16 protein-coding genes and 2 other annotated features are annotated in these 21,846 nt (G+C 47.5%); of the genes, 14 read left to right on the plus strand and 2 right to left on the minus strand.

The genetic code is table 11. The features are described from left to right. Positions 1–13 precede the first annotated feature (13 nt). Positions 14–2,458 carry a phenylalanine--tRNA ligase subunit beta gene (gene pheT / locus DNHGIG_RS14110; RefSeq protein WP_282200192.1) on the plus strand — a complete coding sequence of 815 codons (2,445 nt, stop codon included), beginning with the start codon at positions 14–16 and terminating at the stop codon, positions 2,456–2,458. 94 nt (positions 2,459–2,552) lie between these two features. Continuing rightward, positions 2,553–2,828: a cell division protein ZapA gene (gene zapA, locus DNHGIG_RS14115; RefSeq protein ID WP_282200193.1), complete on the plus strand. Its 276-nt coding sequence runs from the start codon at positions 2,553–2,555 to the stop codon at positions 2,826–2,828. 105 nt (positions 2,829–2,933) lie between these two features. Here the strand turns inward: zapA and DNHGIG_RS14120 are convergent, their stop codons facing one another. Continuing rightward, positions 2,934–3,293, minus strand: coding sequence for a phage holin family protein (locus DNHGIG_RS14120; protein WP_282200194.1), 360 nt, complete (start codon positions 3,291–3,293; stop codon positions 2,934–2,936). A gap of 156 nt (positions 3,294–3,449) precedes the next feature. Here DNHGIG_RS14120 and DNHGIG_RS14125 point away from each other — a divergent pair, with 156 nt between their 5' ends. From DNHGIG_RS14125 to sdaAB, 3 genes are all read left to right on the plus strand, one after another. Next, a complete protein-coding gene (locus DNHGIG_RS14125; RefSeq protein WP_282200195.1) occupies positions 3,450–5,807 on the plus strand; it encodes an endonuclease MutS2 in 2,358 nt (785 codons plus the stop codon). A 31-nt stretch (positions 5,808–5,838) separates the two neighbouring features. After that, complete coding sequence (gene sdaAA / locus DNHGIG_RS14130; protein ID WP_282200196.1) at positions 5,839–6,720, plus strand: L-serine ammonia-lyase, iron-sulfur-dependent, subunit alpha; 882 nt, start codon at positions 5,839–5,841, stop codon at positions 6,718–6,720. Between the two features lie 86 nt (positions 6,721–6,806). Then, complete coding sequence (gene sdaAB, locus DNHGIG_RS14135) at positions 6,807–7,475, plus strand: L-serine ammonia-lyase, iron-sulfur-dependent subunit beta (RefSeq protein WP_282200197.1); 669 nt, start codon at positions 6,807–6,809, stop codon at positions 7,473–7,475. Between the two features lie 532 nt (positions 7,476–8,007). On the opposite strand, the gene DNHGIG_RS14140 is transcribed toward sdaAB, so the two are convergent. Further along, the gene (locus DNHGIG_RS14140) at positions 8,008–10,704 is read right to left on the minus strand and encodes a transglycosylase domain-containing protein (protein WP_282200198.1); all 2,697 of its coding nucleotides are present in this window, start codon (positions 10,702–10,704) and stop codon (positions 8,008–8,010) included. Between the two features lie 124 nt (positions 10,705–10,828). Beyond that, positions 10,829–11,063, plus strand: a binding site (T-box leader). 66 nt (positions 11,064–11,129) lie between these two features. Here DNHGIG_RS14140 and tyrS point away from each other — a divergent pair. From tyrS to ilvN, 9 genes are all read left to right on the plus strand, one after another. Next, positions 11,130–12,383 carry a tyrosine--tRNA ligase gene (gene tyrS / locus DNHGIG_RS14145; protein ID WP_282200199.1) on the plus strand — a complete coding sequence of 418 codons (1,254 nt, stop codon included), beginning with the start codon at positions 11,130–11,132 and terminating at the stop codon, positions 12,381–12,383. Positions 12,384–12,534: 151 nt separating this feature from the next. Continuing rightward, on the plus strand, positions 12,535–13,308 hold the full coding sequence (gene yunB / locus DNHGIG_RS14150) for a sporulation protein YunB (protein WP_282200200.1): 774 nt from the start codon (positions 12,535–12,537) through the stop codon (positions 13,306–13,308). 121 nt (positions 13,309–13,429) lie between these two features. Continuing rightward, a complete protein-coding gene (gene serS, locus DNHGIG_RS14155; protein ID WP_282200201.1) occupies positions 13,430–14,716 on the plus strand; it encodes a serine--tRNA ligase in 1,287 nt (428 codons plus the stop codon). A gap of 238 nt (positions 14,717–14,954) precedes the next feature. After that, entirely contained in the window at positions 14,955–15,605 is a 651-nt protein-coding gene (locus DNHGIG_RS14160; protein ID WP_282200202.1) for a hypothetical protein, read from the plus strand. Positions 15,606–15,932: 327 nt separating this feature from the next. Then, positions 15,933–17,222: a homoserine dehydrogenase gene (locus DNHGIG_RS14165; RefSeq protein ID WP_282200203.1), complete on the plus strand. Its 1,290-nt coding sequence runs from the start codon at positions 15,933–15,935 to the stop codon at positions 17,220–17,222. A 73-nt stretch (positions 17,223–17,295) separates the two neighbouring features. Continuing rightward, positions 17,296–18,138, plus strand: a complete 843-nt coding sequence (gene pheA / locus DNHGIG_RS14170) for a prephenate dehydratase (RefSeq protein WP_282200204.1) — start codon at positions 17,296–17,298, stop codon at positions 18,136–18,138. Between the two features lie 123 nt (positions 18,139–18,261). After that, positions 18,262–18,535: a binding site (T-box leader), on the plus strand. Between the two features lie 84 nt (positions 18,536–18,619). Next, positions 18,620–19,525 (plus strand): branched-chain-amino-acid transaminase, encoded by a 906-nt coding sequence (gene ilvE, locus DNHGIG_RS14175; RefSeq protein ID WP_282200205.1) that lies wholly within the window; start codon positions 18,620–18,622, stop codon positions 19,523–19,525. A gap of 92 nt (positions 19,526–19,617) precedes the next feature. After that, complete coding sequence (ilvB, locus tag DNHGIG_RS14180) at positions 19,618–21,306, plus strand: acetolactate synthase large subunit (RefSeq protein ID WP_282201430.1); 1,689 nt, start codon at positions 19,618–19,620, stop codon at positions 21,304–21,306. After that, positions 21,303–21,794: an acetolactate synthase small subunit gene (ilvN, locus tag DNHGIG_RS14185; protein WP_282200206.1), complete on the plus strand. Its 492-nt coding sequence runs from the start codon at positions 21,303–21,305 to the stop codon at positions 21,792–21,794. Before ilvB ends, ilvN begins: the two co-directional genes overlap by 4 nt. Positions 21,795–21,846 lie beyond the last annotated feature (52 nt).

Raw genomic sequence — 21,846 nt, forward strand, 5'->3', positions numbered from 1 at the left:
GGGGGAAATGCTCATGCGTATATCTTATCAATGGTTGCAAGAGTATATCGATCTCGGTTCAGACATGACACCGGAACGTTTAGCTGAATTGTTGACCGCACACGGTATTCCCGTAGAAGTCATAGAACCGATGAACAAAGGGATTTCCGGAGTTGTCGTGGGCCATGTGTTAGAAGTGCACCCACATCCGAATGCCGACCGATTGCGCGTATGCATCGTGGACATTGGTGAAGCGGAGAAACTGCAGATCGTTTGCGGCGCCGCGAATGTTGCTTCGGGGCAAAAAGTTCCCTGTGCCACAATCGGTGCACATGTGTTCGATCGCCATACCGGTGAGTCGATGAAGATTAAACGTTCCAAACTGCGCGGTGTCGAGTCTCAAGGGATGTTATGTTCGGCTGATGAAATCGGTCTCGATACGAAACTCCTGCCGAAGGCGCAGACGGAAGGGCTTTATCTGTTGCCTGAAGATTCTCCTGTCGGTGAAGACATAACAACGCTTTTAGGGTTATCCGATGTATCGCTGGAACTGGAGTTAACCCCCAACCGTGCGGATTGCCTGTCATTCCGCGGTGTAGCCTATGAAGTGGCAGCGATTTTAGGAAAGAAATTAAAATTTAACGAAGAGGATGATACGATTTCTTTCACAGACGAGAAGAGTCCTGTGACGGTGCGTATCGAATCGGATCAATGCACGCATTATGCGGCTCAGGTGGTACGGGGAGTGAAAATTGGACCTTCCCCGCTCTGGTTGCAGATGAGATTGTTGGCAGTCGGTGTACGGCCGATCAACAACGTTGTGGATGTGACCAACTACGTGATGTTCGAATACGGGCAACCGCTTCACGCATTCGATCTCTCGCAAGTGTCTGAGCAAACGATTATCGTACGTCAAGCGCGAGAAGGAGAAACATTGATCACGCTCGACGGACAGGAAAGACATCTTGATCCATCCATGTTGGTGATCGCCGATACAAAGAGGGCGATCGGGCTGGCGGGCGTCATGGGCGGCGAAAACTCAGAGGTCCGCGAGAACACCGTAGATATCGTTCTCGAATCTGCGTATTTTGATCCCGCTTCAACACGAAATACGGGAAAACGCCTGGGGCTTCGCTCAGAAGCACAAATGCGATTCGAAAAGGGAGTGGATCGTGCCGTTATTCGTCCCGCACTCATTCGTGCCGCACAAATGATCGCCGAACTGTGTGGAGGCGAACGGGTCGGTTCACCCGTTGAGGTGATTCAAGAAGAAGTGCATCCGCTGACAGTAACTTTGCGGCTTTCCCGTATCAACGACATGCTTGGAACCTCTTTAGATGAGCAAAAAGTAGAAAGTGTGTTAGAGCGTCTCCATTTTACTTACAATCAATTGGATAACGCTCGTTGGGAAGTGAACGTACCGACTCGCAGAGGGGATATCTCCCGGGAAATCGATCTAATCGAAGAAGTGGCTCGCCTTTACGGATATGACAAGATTCCGACAACGATGCCTGAAGGGGTCATCACACAAGGACTTTTGACAGAAGAACAAAAATTGCGTAGAATGATTCGCAGTCTGCTGATCGGCGCAGGACTTACAGAAGTGTATACGTATACCTTAACAAATCCTTCATGGCTGGAAGCTTTGCGATTGGATTCGGACTCATCTCTGCTCCGCCAGGTACCACTGATGATGCCGATGTCGGAGGAACGGAAAGTTTTACGAACGACAATGTTGCCTGCATTAGCTGAGGTTGCTTTGTACAACGTGAAAAGGAAAAATACGAACGTAGCCTTGTTTGAAATCGGGAAAATCTACGTACCGAAGAGTTTGCCGATTCGAGAACTTCCTGAAGAACGATACGTTGTTGCCGGATTTCTTTCAGGCGCTTACGGAATCGAAAGTGTGGGTGAAAAAACACGCTCGGTTGATTTCTTTACGGTCAAAGGGATCGTTGAACACCTGCTTCAAGGCATCGGTGTCGAAAATCCACGCTATGAACAAGTTCATCGTCCAGGGATGCATCCCGGTAGAACCGCTGTGATCAAAGTGAATGATTATGAAGTAGGTATGATCGGTGGACTTCATCCCGATGTGGAAGAGGCTTGGGATCTGCCTGAATCATACTACTTCGAATTGGATTTTCTTTCCCTTGTTCAGTCTCGTGACCCACAAGTAACGGTTAAACCGTTGCCCAAGTTCCCGGCGGTCGAACGGGACGTAGCGATTCTCGTCAAAGATGAGGTTCCGGCAGGTGCGTTAGTTGACACGATCTGGCGGGAAGGTTCAGGACTGATCGAAGAAGTCAAATTATTTGATGTGTATCGTGGCGAGCAGGTGCCGGCAGGAATGAAGTCGATTGCTTATTCAATCGTTTATCGTTCCGACGAGCGGACGCTTACCGATGAAGAAGTCAATGAACGCCATGAGGCTGTCATTGCGGCATTAGAGAAGGAGCACGGGGCAGAGTTGAGGTAATCCCGTGTCTATTCTGCCGTTCTTATAGAGATCATAGCAGGAGATCATTCCCTTATCCGCGAATAATGTGGGTATGAGGAAGGGGGCATGACCCTTGCGGAAAGAAGAAACGAATCGTATACGTGTTATCATTTATGGCCAGGAATATCAGATACGCGGAGAAGCTTCAGTTGATCACATTCGACAAGTAGCTGCACTTGTGGACAACAAGATGCGAGACATCGCAAGCATCAATCCGCGGCTGGATCTGCATAGGCTTGCCGTATTGGCAGCAGTCAATATCGCCGATGAATTTTTTCGCCTTCGTCAAGAATACGAAGATTTGCTGCGTGCACTCGAAGCGGAAGCCAAACTGCAAGGAGATAAATAAGGAAAACAATCGAATTACCCCGGTAAAGATGGAATAAAAGCTCAGGCTTATACCTGAGCTTTTCCAAATCTATCTGGTGGAACCAAGGGTAAATCATGTTATATATTAGTCGCGGGTCCGATTGTCACCGGTACCCCGAATTTCTGTGGGTACAAAGAGATCGATAATACCGATGATCAGGGATGCCAGCAAGGCTCCAAATATCGTTACTCTCATGCCGGGGACGAAGAGTTGTGTAAGATAAATGACGACAGCCCCAGAGATGAATCCGATAATGCCGCGGCCGTAAGGGGAAATTCTGCGGCCAAAAATCATTTCGACAACCCATCCGATCACAGCGATGATAATTGCGGCGAGGAGGGCGGACGCAAAGCTCAAGCGGCTAAATCCGGGTACGATGAGACCGACGAACATCAAGACAAGTGCAGAAACAATGAAGCGGACAATCGCGCCGAGAATATTCACGTTGACAAACCTCCTTAGAAAAAGGTGTAATGTTTTTCGTTCATAGTATACCCAGAAGAACAGTGAGTATGGTGTGCAGTATCAGGGTTTAAAGGGATAATCTGTATATATTGCTGTGATTTTCGTTGTAAATATTGAAAGCAGGAGGATATCTGCATGAACGAACGAGTCCTGCGGATACTCGAATTTGATAAAATCAAGCATCGGTTAATGCAACATGCAAGTACAACAATGGGTAGAGAGAAGGCGGAAGCTTTGAAACCGTCTTCTCATTTTGAAGAAGTACAGACCTGGCAACAAGCGACCGAAGAAGGGAGAACGGTATACCGTTTAAAAGGATTGATCCCACTCGGAGGTATCCGTGATATTCGCGAAGCGGTCAAGCGAGCATCGATCGGGGCATCATTGAATGCCAAGGAGCTTCTCGATATTGCAGACACTGTGATGGCAGGTCGTCGTTTGAAAAAGTTCCTTTTCACAATCGATGAAGAGTATGATCAGGGTGTTCCCATCCTGACCGGATATGCGGCGATGATTTCCGACCTAAAAGAGCTTGAAGACGAGATACGTGAATGTATCGATCAGAATGGCGAAATTGTCGATCACGCCAGCCCCGATCTGCGGCGCATTCGTTCGGAACTGCGAGATGCACATGCGCGAGTGAAAGAAAAGTTGGAAAGTATGATTCGTTCTTCCTTCTATCAAAAGATGCTGCAGGAACCGATTATCACGATACGCAATGACCGTTATTGCATTCCTGTGAAAGCCGAATACCGCGGCACTTTTGGCGGTATCGTGCACGATCAGTCAGCATCGGGTGCGACTCTTTTTATAGAACCGGAAGAGGTTGTGGCGATCAATAATCGCGTCCAGGAATTGGAAATCAAGGAACAGCGTGAAATTGAGCGGATCCTCGCAAAGCTTTCGGCAAGTGTTGGGAAATACACGGAAGAACTGCAAGCAGGGTTAGAAGCGCTTGCGGAGATCGATTTTATCCATGCGAAAGCAGTACTCGCGAATGAAATGCGAGCAGCGAAACCGATTTTAAATGCTCAAGGAAAAATCCGCTTGAAACATGCAAGACACCCTTTGCTTGATCCCGAAACGGCAGTGCCGATTGATGTGCGCCTTGGAGACGATTTTAGTTTGCTCGTAATCACAGGTCCAAATACAGGGGGTAAAACGGTTACATTAAAAACGGTGGGTTTGCTCACGTTGATGGCTATGTCTGGATTACAAATTCCTGCTCTCGACGGTAGTGAACTCTCTGTGTTTGACAAAGTGTTCGCTGACATTGGGGACGAACAAAGTATCGAGCAAAATTTGTCAACCTTCTCTTCGCACATGACCAATATTATTGATATTCTTGAACAGGTGGATTTTCGATCACTCGTTTTGTTTGACGAATTGGGGGCGGGAACCGATCCGACGGAAGGAGCCGCTCTTGCCATGGCCATCTTGGATTTTCTTGTATCGCGCGGTGCGAAAACGATCGCTACCACACACTACAGCGAGTTGAAAGCGTATGCATATAATAATGAAGAAGCGATCAATGCTTCCATGGAATTTGACGTGGAAAGCCTTCGTCCCACATACCGTCTGTTGATCGGTGTCCCCGGCCGTTCGAACGCGTTTGCTATTTCCGAACGCTTGGGCTTGCGTCAAGACGTGATTGAACGGGCGAAAACAAAACTGAATGCGGAAGATGTGCAAGTCGATGATCTGATTCGTCAATTGGAAAAAAATCAACTCATCGCAGAAAAAGAACGGCGAGAAGCGGAACGGTTGCGCAGAGAGCTCGAGGAAGAGCGAGCGAAATTCGAAGCAGAACGCGAAAAGTTTCTACAACAACGTGAACGCATCATCGAGCTTGCTGAAGAAAAAGCGCGTACAGTCATAAGCAAAGCGGAGAGGGAAGCGGCGGAAATCCTTGAGGAATTGCGTCGGATGCGGCGTGAAGCGGAGCTGAGTTATAAAGAGCATGAACTCATTGAACTCAAAAAGAAATTGGAAAATGCCGCACCGACGAGACGTGAACGAAGACGATTACGCAAAGCGTCTGCCGCGAAAGAAATTCATCCGGGAGATACGGTCGTCGTTCTCACTTTCAATCAAAAAGGTACAGTTCTCGAAGTGAATGAGCGGGATGTTCTCGTGCAGATCGGTGCGATGAAAACAAAAGTAAAAAAGGATGACTTGCAACCGACCGATCAGCCGAAACAAGAAACACGGCCTGTCGTAACGAGAAGCCACCAGACTGCACCAACGCGTGTGCAAATGGATTTGGACCTCCGTGGTGAAACTGTAGAAGAAGCGATTCTGGAAATTGACAAATTTCTCGATAACGCCGTTTTGCACGGCTTCTCTGAGGTTTCCATCATCCATGGTAAAGGTACTGGCGCATTGCGTGCTGGTGTGCAACAGTTTTTACGGAAACATCCGCAAGTGAAATCGTTCCGACCGGGCGTACATGGAGAAGGCGGCACAGGGGTTACTATCGTAACGCTTAAATAAGGAAATCACCATGGAAAGTTGGAGTGGATTTATGGCTTTCACACATCTGCATGAATTAATCAAGTTGGCTGAAGACAGAAAGACTTCCATTGGAAGGTTAATGCTGGAAGTGGAAAAGGAACAGACAGGCCGTTCTGAAAGTGAGATTCTCGCACAGATGGAACAGCAGTTTGAAGTGATGGAAGAGGCCGTGCGAAAGGGAATTAAGGAGCCGATCAAGTCTCGCAGCGGTATCACCGGCGGAGATGCGTATCGAGTTTACGAGTATGTCAATCAAGGGAGCACATTTATCGATCCACAGACGCTTCGCGCAATGGCTTATGCACTTTCCGTTTCGGAAGTGAATGCCGGGATGGGACGTATCGTCGCAACTCCGACAGCCGGTTCCGCTGGGATCTTGCCGGGGGTATTGGTGTATGCGTTGGATACCGGACGTTTCTCTCGCGATGCGATCATTTTGTCGATGATGACAGCTGCCGCTCTCGGATTGGTCATCGCAAATTCTGCTTCGATTTCAGGAGCCTCAGGAGGGTGTCAGGCAGAAGTGGGTTCCGCAACAGCGATGGCGGCAGGAGCTTTGGTGGAAATCGGTGGAGGTACACCCGAACAGGTAGGACACGCTGTTGGTTTAGCATTAAAAAATTCGTTAGGACTCGTTTGTGATCCCGTAGGTGGTCTAGTAGAAGTGCCTTGTATCATTCGCAACGGTTTGCACGCGATCACCGCTCTAGCAGCCGCAGATATGGCTCTGGCAGGAGTGAAGAGCATAATCCCGCCGGATGAAGTCATCCAGGCCATGTACGAAATCGGGAAAGAAATGCCGGAGTCCCTGCGCGAAACGGGAATTGGCGGATTGGCGGGAACGCCGACAGGAAAAGCACTTAGAGAGCAAATCTTCGGGAAACAACAGTAGATGTTTGTCCCGTTCTTTGTGAGGCGGAAGATAAGGCAAGAAGAGTTTTGGAAAAGTTCTCGAGGGAGACACGAGGTGAAAATTGCTTGAAATACACGAGCGCATTTGAGATTATCGGACCGGTCATGGTAGGGCCATCCAGCTCACATACCGCAGGAGCTGTTCGCATTGGAAACATCGCCCGGCAGATTCTAGCCGAACAGCCTACACAAGTCGTGTTTCAACTCATGGGTTCCTTCGCGGAAACATATAAGGGCCACGGAACTGATTTGGCTTTATTGGCCGGGATTTTAGGAATGACGACTGCCAGTGATGACGTGCCGCGAGCGGATCAATTGGCTTCCGAGCAGGGAGTTGATTATGTTTTTACAAAAGGAAGTCTGGGCGTGTTTCATCCCAACACGGTTTTAATCCAGGCGAAAGGGCCGACTCGCAGCGTGAAGTTGATCGCAAGCTCCTTGGGGGGGGGTAAAGTCGAAGTGCAGGAACTCGATAATCTGCCCGTGAAATTTACGGGAGACAAGCCGACGTTGATTCTTTACCATACCGATCAAAAAGGATTTTTGGCAAAAGTCTCACATATTCTCGATTCTAATGGTTATAACATCGCACGCTTGGCATTGGAAAGATGGAAAAAAGGCGGTCCGGCGATTACTGTCTGCGAAGTGGATGAAACATTACGCGATGAAATCTTAGAAACGATGAAGAAATCGATCCCTTTGTTAAGAGATATTCGCGTGGTTCACACAAATTAGGGAAAAAGAGAAGGGCGGTGTATCGATTGACGGGACACCGCCTCATGTCATTTCTAGATGGCGAATTGTTTGAGAGGTGGGGCAGAGTTTTCCGTTTGTGGAAGGTGTTTTTCCTCTTCAAAAGGATGCATGTAATCAAACGTTTGTGTTTCAATTTCTTTCATGACGATGTTTTGTCTGCGGTTTATTACCATCCATTTCATCTTCATTTACGGCTTCAAAGCATAAAATAAAGATTTCATCAAAATGAGCGAAAGACACGATCAACACCTTCCTTCTCAACAAGATAATTGCCTTTACATTCTGAAAGCTGTCAAGGAATTATCTAAGTTGCTTGCTTTTGCGGGTACACAAATCATTCATACGCCAGAAACATTAAAATCATTCGATTATTATCCTATATCTAAATATTATAAATAGAACCCTCGATCTCCTTCTTGCTTTTTGATTAAATTTTCATTCTTTTTATCCTTGCATGATACAATGAAAAGAACAAAGAGTACCTGTTTGTCGGTACTCTTTGTTCGGTGATTCAATAATTTCCGGCGGTGATCGATACGGCTTGTGATGGAGGAGACTCACCGCTTGTGGTGATCGTTGTAAGTTTATAAAAATAAGTAACGCCCGGTAATGCAGATATATCACTGTAAGCTGAAGATTTGACGGTCGCAAGCGGTACGTACGTGACACCGTCTGTGCTGCGATAGACGGTATATCCCTTCGCATGAGGAAGCTCTACCCAATGTAACGACACACCGATCACACTTTGATTGACATGTATTCCTGAAGGGGAAACGGAAACGTTCTTTTTCCGTTTCACGTTATCTTTATCCGATGAGAAGGGAGAAAGTTCATTGGGAAGATGGTTTTCATCGAACTGCAGTCGTTCCTTCGGAATTTCCATGTTCGCATCGAGCGGTTTGTAACGGGTTTCATTGTTTGGCAGGACGTAAGGTGCTCGTTTAATAAAGATTCCCTCTTTGCTAATTCCAAGTGGAATCTTACGATCCACTACATATTTTTTCCCCCCGATTTCCACATAATTGAGTTTCGTGAGTACATCGTCGAATTCTGTCGGTTCGGTGCCTCGTACAAACAGATCGCTCGTCACGGCTCCCAACTCTCGAACCCATGCGGTAGGTAGCTTACCGGAAAAACGGGAGATTTCCACACGCACGATCCCTTCCGGCGGGCCTGCAAAGTGCAAGTGATCTTCGGATATCCGCTTGACGACCCGATCCATGATCGCATTCCATAAGATTTGCGGTCGCTTGCTTTCATTTTTCTTTAGTGGATAAGGGATATCATATCCGACCCAAATTCCCAACGTGATATCCGGCGTATAGCCAATAAACCACGCATCTTTATCATCGTTGGTCGTCCCGGTTTTGCCGGCAATCGAACGTCCGGGAAAATGGCTGCCGACGAAACTGGCTGTCCCCTTATTGACAACATCTTTCATCATATCCGTGAGTATATATGCGGTTTGCGGGGAGAAAACCCGTTGTTCCCGTCGTTTATGTTCATAGACCACATGGTTGTTGCGGTCGACGATCTTGTCGATCAGAAAGGAGTCTCGCCATACCCCTTGATTGGGAAAAGTCGTATATGCGCTTGTTGCTTCCTCAACAGTGAGGCCCAAGGACATCCCTCCGATTCCGGAAGCGAGATGATAATCCTCTGGTTGGATTGTCGTAATGCCCATTCTTTTCACGTAGGTGAGCCCAACAGCTGGTGTTATTTTATCGAATACTTTCAGTGCAGGGATGTTATAGGATTGCCTGAATGCTTCACGTACAGTAACGAGTCCATGAAATTTTCTGTCCCAATTAAACGGAAAGTATTTGCCGCTTGAGACGGAAGGATCATTCCACACAGTAGGAACGTCGTCAATCACCGTTCCGGGAAAAAAAAGTCGCTTTTCGACAGCGGGGCCATAAACGGCGAGCGGTTTCATCAAAGATCCCGGCTGACGAGGGAGAAGCGTATGATTGTTTTGGTTGCTTTTGTAATCTCGTCCTGCGCCTACCGCTAGAATCCCGCCCGTCCGATTATCGATCAATACAGCCCCCACTTGTTCCTTGGCACGTTCGGCGAAGATCTCTTTCCCTTCGTTCGTATGTACACGGTAAGAGATGTCTGCAGGAAACAACGCGGGATTTTCAATGATGTTTTGTATTGTTCGCTGCAATTCGCAGTCGATCGTCGTGTATACCCTATATCCTCCCCGAGAAAGCTCTTTAGCCACTTCATCAAATGATTGGTAGTGACCTGCATTTTGCAAAGCTTCGATTGCCCTTTGTTTGATTTCCGCTAAAAGATAGGGTTGATCCGTTGAATGGTGCACATGTTCTTTTATAATTGAGGCGCGGATATCAAAACGATTCGCTTCTTTCAGTTCGGCGTCAGAAATGAAACCGTCTGCTTTCATTTGATTTAATATATAACGTTGACGTGTCATTGTATTTTCGAGATGTGTTGTTACATTGTATAAACTGGGGTTATTCGGAAGCGCGGCAAGAAAAGCGGCTTGTGCCAGATTGAGGTCTTTCGGCTGTTTCCCAAAAACAGCTTGAGAAGCGGCACGAATGCCATATAGATTTGTACTTCCTGATTTACCGAAGTAAATCCAATTTAGGTAGTTTTTCAAGATTTCATCTTTGGTCATCTTCTTCTCAAGACGAAGCGCTAAAATAATTTCCTGGATTTTTCGATCGATCGTCCGGTTTTGATTTGGAAAATAAACGTTTTTAATCACTTGTTGTGTGATGGTGCTGGCTCCGGAGATGATTTTTAAACCAAAGATATTTTGGATGCCCGCACGAATCATGGAAAACGGGTTGATTCCCGAGTGTGTGAAAAAGTTTTTGTCTTCCGCTGCAATAAACGCTTTCGGAATATACGGAGACAGTTCCGAAAGACTCTTGATCGGTTCGCGAAAACCATCCTCCTGAATTTGTCCGATCCTTTTGTTGTTACGGTCATAAATGTTGGTGGTCGCGGCTACATTGATGATGGATTGTATATCCAAAGGAGGCGTCTCGTTTACCTGTTTGACCGTATACCCAAAAGCGGTGGCACATCCGATCACGATCAAAAATAACACAGGGATCCCTATCCATTTGATGAATCTTGTACAGGATTTTGCAGAAGCTCTTTTTTTTGATACACTTCTTGATAAAAGGGACGATGACTCATGGTGGGAAGCCTTTTTTGTACGTTTTGTCATAAGATGCCCTCCCCTTAAAAGGTTTCCCGTTGTTGTTTCTCGGCGATTTGGCTTTGACTTTTGCTGCTAAATGTGATAATGTACTTACGACTTAGGTTAAGTAAGGGAAGGAACTTTCATACGGGAAACTGCGATGAAGGAACGAGTAAGACAGTCTCTTTGCCCAGAGAGCCGGTGGTTGCTGCAAACCGGACAAAGAGTCGTCTGAAGTACATTCCGGAGCTGCACAGATGAACAGGTTCATCTCAGTAGTCTGTTGCCGGGTCAACCGTTACCAAAAATTAAGGGGAAGACGTGTGGGCGTGTTACGGCCGCTGTCTTCAACTAGGGTGGTACCGCGAGCGAACCTCGTCCCTAGCTTTTGCTAGTGGCGGGGTTTTTTTGATATGTCTCACATGGACGGTTTGTAAGGAGGAAATTTCATCATGATAAACGAACGAGAAGAACAAACACTCGATCCCGCTCTTGAAGCGGAAGTAGAACGTCAACTCGCGATCATTCGAAGGGGTGTGGCGGAAATCGTTCCCGAGGACGAGCTTGCAAAAAAACTGCGTCGCAGTTTGAAAGAAGGAAAACCCCTCATTGTCAAGCTCGGTATTGATCCTACCGGGGCGGATTTAACATTGGGGCATACGGTGGTCTTACAGAAACTGCGCCATTTTCAACAACTGGGACATCGTGCCCAACTGTTGATCGGAGATTTTACAGGGCAAGTCGGTGATCCCACCGGAAAGAGCGAGACGAGAAAGCAACTCACACATGAACAAGTCCGCGAAAACGCGAAGACGTATGCGGAACAAGCGTTTAAAATTCTCGATCCCGAAAAAACGGAAATTCTCTATAATTCCACATGGCTGGCTCCGCTTACCTTCAGCGATGTGATTCGTTTGGCTTCCAAAATTACGGTGGCACGTATGTTAGAGAGGGAAGATTTTCATAAGCGCTATACGAATAATCAGCCGATCTCTATGCATGAATTTTTCTACCCATTAATGCAGGGATATGACTCAGTTGCGATGCGTGCCGATATCGAGCTTGGCGGAACAGACCAGAAATTCAACCTTTTAATGGGGCGCATGTTACAGGAGGAAGACGGGCAGGAGCCGCAAGTTTGCATTATGATGCCTATCTTAGAAGGTACGGATGGCGTGCAGAAGATGTCAAAATCATTAGGAAACTATATCGGCATCAATGAAGATCCGGCCAATATGTACGGCAAAACGATGTCCATTCCCGATGAATTGATGGTGAGATACTTTGAATTGGTCACCGACGTTTCGATCGATGACCTGAACAGGATCCGTGCGGGGTTGGCGGATGGCTCTTTGCATCCGCGGGATACCAAAATGCGGCTTGCGCGTGAAATCGTGAAAAAATACCATGGAGAACAAGCGGCACTTCAAGCGGAAGAACATTTCAAGACCGTTTTTCAACAGAGAGCGTTGCCTGAAGAGATGTCCGAAGCAGCTTTCCCGCCTGGACAAGTCTGGATTGTGAAATTGCTCGCAGATACGGGGCTCGTGCCTTCAAACGGTGAAGCGCGTCGTATGATACAAGGCGGTGCGGTGAAAATTAACGGTGAAAAAGTTAGCGATACCAATGCACAGATCCAATTGACAGACGGTATGGTTTTGCAAGCGGGTAAACGAAAATTTGTCCGTATACGTGTGTCGGAGTAGTCCTGTAATACACAAGCGGATCGATAAGAGAAGAGGATGTGCCTTTTAGTGGGCATATGTCCACGTACACTGATTTTCAAAAGATTGATGCTGATGTACTGCCCCCTTGACGAACCACATACAATGTTCGGTGAGGAAAGGGGGTCGGTATATGCGAATGCGATTCCGGTTTCGCAGAAGACGTATGCGGATACGTCCGGCACGAAAACCTGTAAACCGATGGCGCATGATTCTTTCAGTTACCCTGATCACTGTTTTTTTTCTCGCTTGGCAAACTTTTTATTTTGTTGAAAACAATCTTCGCCCTACGTTCTTGAACCTGGCGGAAAGTACGTCTCAACGCATTGCGACGGAAGCGATCAATGATGCGATCATCGGAAAGATTTCAAAAGTGGCCGATTACGATAAGCTCATTGATCTCACACAGGATCGTGACGGACATGTGGTAGCCGCACGGCTCAATTTCGCCGAAACGGCCAAAATTCAAGGAGAAGCGACAAGTATTGTTCAGGGCGTATTGCGTGATTTGCAGGAAAACAAGATTGAGATCCCGCTCGGACAGGCGTTTCATTCAACCGTTTTTTCCACTGTCGGACCGAAGATCACACTTACGATGATTCCGTACGGGTCAGCACGTTCCTGGGTGGAGACTGAGTTTAAACAGGCAGGAATCAATCAGACATTAAGTATAATTTATCTGAATATCGAAACACAAGTGGGTGCGATCGTTCCGTTAGCCTCGAAGCAGGTTCAGGTTCAGACGAAGATCCCGATCGCATATACAGTTCTGGTTGGTGATGTGCCGCAATATTTTTATGATGCGACCGGAAGCCCCTATATTCCCAAAGGTTTTCCTTCTTATCAAGGAACACCGCCGGAATTGTCACATATTCCCGGAATTTCCTCGCCGTCAATTGAGAGATGATCTTGACGAATCTGTATCCTGGAAACACATCGCAGGAAACCTTTGTTATGACAAGACGTCAGACCTGTAGTATAATCACAGAAGACTGTCGATTTTGTGCGATTTGTGGAGGAACGAAGAGATGTTAGATATCCATTTTATACGCAACCATCCGGACAAAGTACAGAAAGCTGCGGAAGACAAGGGGATCGATATTTCGATCGAAGAACTTCTCGATCTCGATCGCAAACGCAGGCAATATATCGTCGAAATCGAGGAATTGCGTGCAGAACGTAATAAGAAGTCGAAGTTGACGCCGACGTTGCAGGGAGAAGAGCGTGAGGCGAATATTCAATCCGTCAAACAGTTAAACGAGCGTCTCAAATCATTGGAGAGCGAACTTGAACGGGTAAAACAACAATTTGATGAAATGATGCTTGTCGTTCCGGCCGTACCTTTTGATGATGTACCGGTAGGAAAGGACGACTCGGAAAATGTGGAATTATATACTTGGGGGACACTTCCCGTTTTTGATTTTACACCACGCGATCATGTGACTTTAGGCGAAATGCATGATATGTTCGACATTCCACGCGGCGTGAAAATCGCGGGGAGCCGCATGTTTTTCCTCAAAAACGACGCAGTTTTGCTTCAGCGCGCGATTCAACAGATGGCGCTCGATTTTATCATGGACAAGGGTTACGAAGTGTTCAGCGTGCCTGTCTTGGTACGGGAAGACGCCATGAGGGGAACCGGTTATTTGCCTCTCGGACGGGAACAAGCGTACGTATTAGAAAGAGATGAACTGTTCCTCGTCGGAACGTCTGAAGTGGCATTGGTTTCTTACCATGCGGATGAAATTCTCGATGGAAGCGAATTACCGAAGCGTATGGCTGGCATTTCCGATTGTTTCCGTCGTGAAGTCGGTGCCGCAGGGAAAGATACGCGCGGATTGTATCGTGTTCACCAATTCCAAAAGATTGAGCAAGTGGCTCTTGTGAAAAACGATATTGAAGAGTCAAACCGCTTCCATAAGGAATTGTTGGAAAATGCAGAGACGATATTACGAATGTTGGAACTTCCCTATCGTGTTGTAGAAGTCTGCACAGGAGATATGGGACAGGGACAGGTGAAAAAGCATGACATTGAAACTTGGATGCCAAGTCGCGAGTCATACAGTGAAACTCATTCCTGTTCCAGTTTTTTGGATTTTCAGGCGAGACGTTCCAATATCCGTTATCGCGATGAGAACGGCAATATTCAATATGTGTATACATTGAACAACACACTCGTGGCAACGCCCCGTTTGCTCATTCCGTTGCTTGAAGTCCATCAACAGGAGGACGGCAGTATCCGCATTCCGGAAGCGTTGCGTAAATATATGGGGGGGCGTGAGAAACTCATCCCCAAATATCCGGAACAAAAATAAGTCTCTAAAAAAGGGATGGACCCGTTATCAGCGGGTCCTTATTTCATGCGTAGCTTCGTTCCGCATGGGTGGACTCCCGCAGATGAACAGTCTCTCGGGCGAACCGCTTTTGAAGGAATTCTCGCCCAACCACGGATAGATTTACACGCTTCCCCCAAAACCGAAGCGAGTCGTAAGGGAGCAACGATCGGGTCATACTAATGCAAGTGAACAACAAGCGACAAAGGAGAGATGTCGGATGCTTGTGACGCTTAAACCGGAATTACGGACAGCTGGCGGGGAGACAGTCAGCATTTTCCTGGACGGTCAATGGGCCGGCGATATATATCTGATTTATCGGGAGAACGACATGTTAAGCGGTACCGTACAAATCGACACGGGTAAAGTGCCGGAACATCAGCTTGATCGCGTATTGGACGAAGTACGCACATACATCCAGCATCTCACATCAGCTTTACGGATCGAAAACGGCTCGGTCGTCCTCATGTACGGTGATATTGAGCGGGTACTTGAAATGGAGCCGCAAGATATCTTTGATGGTACGGCGGAAGATGCGCCCGATTTGACATATGATCCGGATTATCGGTATGAAACGGAGGACACCGATTATTACCTCACCGTCCTTTCTGATGAAGGGGAACATGTCAAATACCATTTGCATAATGAACATGATAACGTGATCGGTGTAGTGGCTGTCGACGAAATCGAGGACACCGTTTCCGGACGTGTCGATTTTTGGGTCAAACCGGACAAGGAAGAGACGAACGAAGTCGTTCAACTCCTAGCGCGTGAATTTGCAAATGACACAGTCGAAAATGTGTCATTTACGATGAACTATGAGGACAAGCATGTAGGCGACATGCATTTGGAGCGGCATGATATGATTTAAATTCTGCCATTCATTGACGAATTTTCTTGTCTTGTCTATAATGAGTCCAAGCTATACTTACTACATGTGCGCAAACATATAAAGAATCGCTCAAATATTTCGGTGACCGGGCGACCCTTTGTATGATGATGCGCATAGACAAAAGCCTTCTCTACTATACAGGGATGATGATCCTTCTAACCGTTCCCTGGAGGATCGCCATCTCTGTCGGAGAAGGTTTTTTGTTTTTTGTTTGAAAAATCTATTGCCAAATAAGAAGATGCGTTTTATAATGTCTCCTAATAAAAGACATAAGTCTCATGAATGGAGACAAAGGAGTGGAGAGATATGAAACAAGTTTTTAATATCGGTTTATTGGGACTTGGAACGGTAGGTTCCGGAGTATATAAGATTTTAACCACGAACGCGGAAGATTTGGCACAACGGGCGGGAGCGGCGTTGCGTGTGGCGGCAGTCGCCGTGCGTGATAAAGAAAAAAAACGTTTGGTTGATGTGCCTGAAGAATTGCTGACCACCGACGCGTTTAAGGTGGCAACAGATCCTGGTATCGATATCCTCGTTGAAGTCATGGGAGGAATCGAAGGAACAAAAGACCTCCTTTTGACTGCATTGAAAAGTGGGAAAAGTGTGGTAACAGCTAACAAAGATTTGATTGCGGAACATGGGGAAGAACTGTTCGCGGTTGCCAAAGAGAATGGTTGTGATCTATTATTTGAAGCAAGTGTAGGTGGAGGGATTCCGATTATCCGGCCACTCAAACAGTGTCTGGCGGGGAACCGGATCACACAAGTCATGGGGATCATCAACGGCACGACGAACTTCATGCTCACGCGAATGACCCAAACGGGTGCAACTTTCGAAGAAGCATTGAAAGAAGCGCAGGAGCTTGGCTATGCTGAGGCCGATCCCACATCCGATGTGAAAGGGTATGATGCCGCGCGTAAGATGGCGATTCTTGCAAGTCTTGCATTCAACTCTCGCGTCACATTTTCCGATGTGGATGTTGAGGGAATCGATCACATAAGCGACCGCGATATCGCATATGCTCGAGATCTGGGATATACGATCAAGCTATTAGGTGTGGCGGAAGAAGAAACAGACGGGGAAATCGGCGTATGTGTTTATCCTGCACTCGTCCCCAACGAACACCCTCTCGCATCTGTGAATGGCGCGTACAATGCGATTTTCGTGCGGGGAGATGCGATCGGAGAAGCCATGTTCCTCGGCCTCGGAGCCGGTCAGATGCCGACAGCATCAGCTGTAACCGGAGATATTGTGGAAGCAGTACGGAACTTATTGTCCGGGGCAAATGGATCATTGATTTCCACATGTTATCATAACAAGAAGATCAAGGACACCTTGGAGGCCAAACGACAATTCTATTTGCGTCTGGAGGTCAGCGATTTGCCCGGGGTACTGAGCGTAATCACCGGCATATTGGGGCGTCACGGCGTGAGTATTCAGTCCCTGCTGCAAAAGCGTGCAGACAGTTCTGAGGCGGAAATCGTCATCATTACACACGAGGGAAGAGAGCATTCCGTATATGACTCGCTTGCCGAATTGCGGGAACTAAAAGAAGTGAAGGCGGTACAACAGGTCTTGCGTGTCATCGAATGAAAAATTCCGCCCTGTTTTCCGGAGTTTATGAACAGCCTCCGGAAACGCAGGAAAAGGGAGTGGTGTCTTAGACATGGGAAGAATGAAAGTCGGGTTCCTGGGGCCTGAGGGTACTTTCACGGAAGAGGCGCTGTATCATCATTTTTCGCGGGAAGAAGTAGAGGCACAGCCATTTTCGACGATTGCCGATGTGTTGGAGGCAGTCGATTGCGGGCTCGTGGATCACGGTATTGTACCGATTGAGAATTCGTTGGAAGGATCTGTTAATTTAACATTGGATTGGTTAGCGCATCAAGGGGATCTTTGGATCGGAGCGGAAGTAGTTCTACCGATCTTACAGAACCTGTTGGCATTACCGGGGACGCAAATTTCCGATGTGCGGGAAATAGGATCTCATCCCCATGCGATCGCGCAATGTCGTAATTTTTTGCGCACCTTGCCGAACGTCACAGTACAAACATGGGAGAGTACGGCACGAGCCGCACAAGAAGTCGCCAAGAGAGAGAGCAGAGACTTCGCTGCGATCGGAACCGCATGGGCGGCAAAAAAATATGGATTATCCATACTCAAGGCCAATATTGGCGATTCGGATGATAACCATACCCGTTTTATCGTTGTTGAAAGACGTCCTGAACATCCTCCGGCGATTGCCAATAAAACGATGCTTCTGGTTTATTTGGCGGAAGATCGCGCGGGGGCATTAGTTCATATCCTTAACGTGTTTGTCGCATTGGGGATCAATTTGACCAAAATTGAATCAAGGCCTACCAGAAAAGGGCTCGGGTCTTACCATTTCCTGATCGACTTGGACGGAGGCCTACAGGATGAAGCGGTACAAAAAGCGATTACGATTATTGGTACATACGGACATAGGATCCGTGTTCTCGGCAGTTTTCTTCGAGCCGAAAAAATTTAAAAAATAGGTGTTGACAAGAACCTGCTAACATTTCTATAATGAGCATCAAGATTATTTACTGAAATCTTTAAGAAATCGAATCTATGTTTTTAAGTTAAAAATTTATGATAATCGTAAATACTCAGGTAGGCAAAGACGAGGACAAGTAGAAATAAGAGCTCTATTGACAGAGATCCGGGCTAGTATTGCTGAGAAGCCGGACAATATCTCTTATTTTGAACTCACCTCTGAGCCACTGCCCGAACGAATGGTAATGAAGCTTGTTCGAACCATTCCAAGTAGGCGCAGTCGTTTTGCCCGCGTTATCGGGCATAGTCAGTCCCTTGACTAGCTGAGGCTGTTTTCCGTGAGGAAACAGCGAATCTGGGTGGTACCGCGAACATCTTTCGCCCCAGCGACACCACGTGACAAGAGCGTGAAAAGTGTGTCGCAGGAGCAGAAGATGTTTTCTTTTTTTTAAATGATTCGGGAGGGAAAAACGATGACGGAACAATGGATTTATATGAATGGGGATTTTGTTACTCGCGAGCAAGCGACCGTTTCCGTCTTTGACCACGGATATCTGTACGGAGACGGAATTTTTGAAGGGATTCGAGCGTATGACGGTTGCGTATTCAAATTGAAAGAACATTTGGTGCGTTTGTATGAATCAGCCAAATCAATCATGCTCCATATTCCGTTAAGTATAGAGGAAATGGAAAACGCCGTCGTGGAAACCTTGAAGCGCAATCATTTGCAGAGCGCATATATCCGATTGGTAGTTTCCCGGGGAGCCGGAGACTTGGGGTTGGATCCGAATCTTTGCCATGAGGCAAATGTGATTATCATCGCGGAAAGATTGAAACTGTTCCCGGCGGAACTGTACGAGAAAGGACTTAAGGTCGTAACGGTAGCAACCCGCCGTAATCCTGCAGATACACTGAATCCCAAAATTAAATCGTTGAACTATTTGAACAGCATTCTCGCAAGATTGGAAGCCGAACAGGCAGGAGCTTCCGAAGCATTGATTCTCAATCACGAAGGATATGTATGTGAGGGTTCCGGTGACAATGTATTTATTGTCAAAAACGGTACGGTTATCACACCCCCGACGTATCTCGGTGCATTAGAAGGAATCACGCGGAATACAATTATTGAGATTTGTCATCATCTAGGAATCCCGTGTGAAGAAAAGCCGTTTACACGTCATGATGTATATGTTGCGGATGAAGTTTTCCTCACGGGGACAGCCGCCGAGGTGATCCCGGTGATCGAAGTAGACCGCCGGGTCATCGGTCAAGGCGTACCGGGCGGCATGACGAAACGTCTCACGGAAGAATTTAGAAAGCTGACAACTGTTACAGGGACATTTATAGATGAAAGTGTTTCATCTTTGGCTGGCAACTAAACATAATAAGTGTAATATTCACAATAGAGGAAAAACAGGAGGGAGAGAACATGCCGCGTACGAATGTCGCCACACCCGTTGCGACAGAATCAATGAGTGAACCCGCGATGATGACCGGCGCTCAGATGCTGGTTGAATGCTTAAAGCAAGAGGGGGTTGATCTCATTTTCGGATATCCGGGCGGGGCGGTGCTCCCCATCTATGATGTACTGTATGACGCAGGTATCGAACATGTCCTGACTCGCCACGAGCAAGGAGCCATTCATGCCGCGCAGGGATATGCTCGAGCCACCGGACGGGTGGGTGTCGTACTTGCTACATCCGGTCCCGGTGCAACAAACCTGGTAACGGGAATTACAGATGCATACATGGATTCAACACCGCTCGTGGTTCTGACGGGCCAGGTTCCGACGACGATGATTGGAAGGGATGCCTTTCAGGAAGCGGATGTGATCGGTATTACCATGCCGATCACGAAACACAATTATCAAGTTCGGAATGCTGCTGACATTCCTCGGATTGTGCGGGAAGCGTTTCATATCGCTTCAACGGGTCGCCCTGGTCCGGTTCTGATTGACATTCCGAAAGATGTCTCTACTCAAACCGCACCTTATGTGCGTCAAGATTCTGTTTCGATCCGCGGTTATAACCCGACAACGGAGCCGCATCCGATGGGGATCGAACGGCTCGCCGAAGCGATCTCCAGAGCGAAAAAACCGGTGCTCTATGTGGGTGGGGGAATCATTCTTGCGGAAGCGTCCGAGTATCTGGTCACTTTTGCCCGTCAGGCAAGAATTCCGGTCGTTTCTACACTGATGGGATTAGGTTCATTCCCTCAGGATGATGAACTGTTTTTGGGAATGCTCGGGATGCACGGTACGTATGCGGCGAATAAAGCGGTTTTCGAATGTGATTTGCTGATCGCATGCGGAGTTCGCTTCGATGATCGGGTGACTGGAAAATTGGAACGCTTTTCACCCAAATCCAAGAAAGCGCATATCGATATCGATCCGGCGGAGATCGGCAAGAACGTGGCGGTGGATATCCCGATTGTTGGTGATGTCGGGCGTGCCTTGCAAGCATTGATCGAGAAGGCACCTGTCCCGGACAGCGCGAATTGGCTGCAAACGGTTCGCCAATGGGTGAAAGATTACCCGCTCGAATACAAAAGCGAAGAGGGCGTGCTGAAGCCGCAACAGGTGATTGATCTGATCCAAGAAGCAACACAAGGTAAAGCGATTGTGACAACAGAAGTTGGTCAGCATCAGATGTGGGCCGCTCATTTTTATAAACCGGCAGCTCCCCGCTCTTTCATTACATCCGGAGGGCTGGGTACGATGGGGTTCGGTTTCCCGGCCGCGATGGGAGCACAACTTGCAAGGCCGAATGAAACGGTCATTTGTATCGCCGGTGATGCGTCTTTCCAAATGAACATTCAAGAATTACAGACGGTCGCAGAACGTAACATTCCCGTCAAGGTCATGATCATCAATAATTATTACCTGGGAATGGTCCGCCAGTGGCAAGAGTTGTTTTATGAGAAACGCTATTCGGAATCGGCGATCGGTCAACCGGACTTTGTGAAAGTGGCGGAAGCGTTTGGCGTAAAGGGGATGCGTGCCACTACGCCAGAAGAGGCAAAAGAGGCCATCCAAATAGCGCTCGCTCATCCAGGACCTGTTCTGGTTGATTTTTCGGTGGCTGAAGAAGAGAACGTATTTCCAATGGTGCCGCCTGGAGCAGGTAATGATGAGATGGTCGGCGGGAGGTGGGAAGATTGAGACATACGTTATCCGTCCTCGTGAATGACCAACCGGGTGTATTGGCGCGAATCGCCGGGCTCTTTTCACGCCGTGGATTCAACATTGAGAGTCTAACCGTGGGAAGTTCGGAGGAACCGGGCTTGTCACGTATGACCATAACGACGACCGGCGATGAAGCGACGCTCGAACAAGTCATGAAACAATTGCACAAACTGGTGGATGTTATTAAGGTGCAAGATATCACAAGCGATCCAATGGTCGCCCGCGAACTCTTGCTTGTCAAAGTTGCTTCCAACGCGCAAACGCGCACAGAAATCAATGGGATCATCGAACCGTTTCGCGCATCCGTCGTCGATGTGGGTCGCACATCGTTGATTATTCAGGTTACTGGTGACCGGGATAAGAACGATGCGTTAATCGAGTTACTCAAACCATACGGTGTAAAGGAAATTGCCCGCACTGGTATTACCGCTCTCGTTCGGGGGCAAGTGGTGCGGATGAAATAAACCATTCTACACAGAATTAATCGTTGGAACATTCATGCTTCATTTTAAGGAA

Source organism: Collibacillus ludicampi (assembly GCF_023705585.1).
Lineage (GTDB): Bacteria > Bacillota > Bacilli > Tumebacillales > BOQE01 > Collibacillus > Collibacillus ludicampi.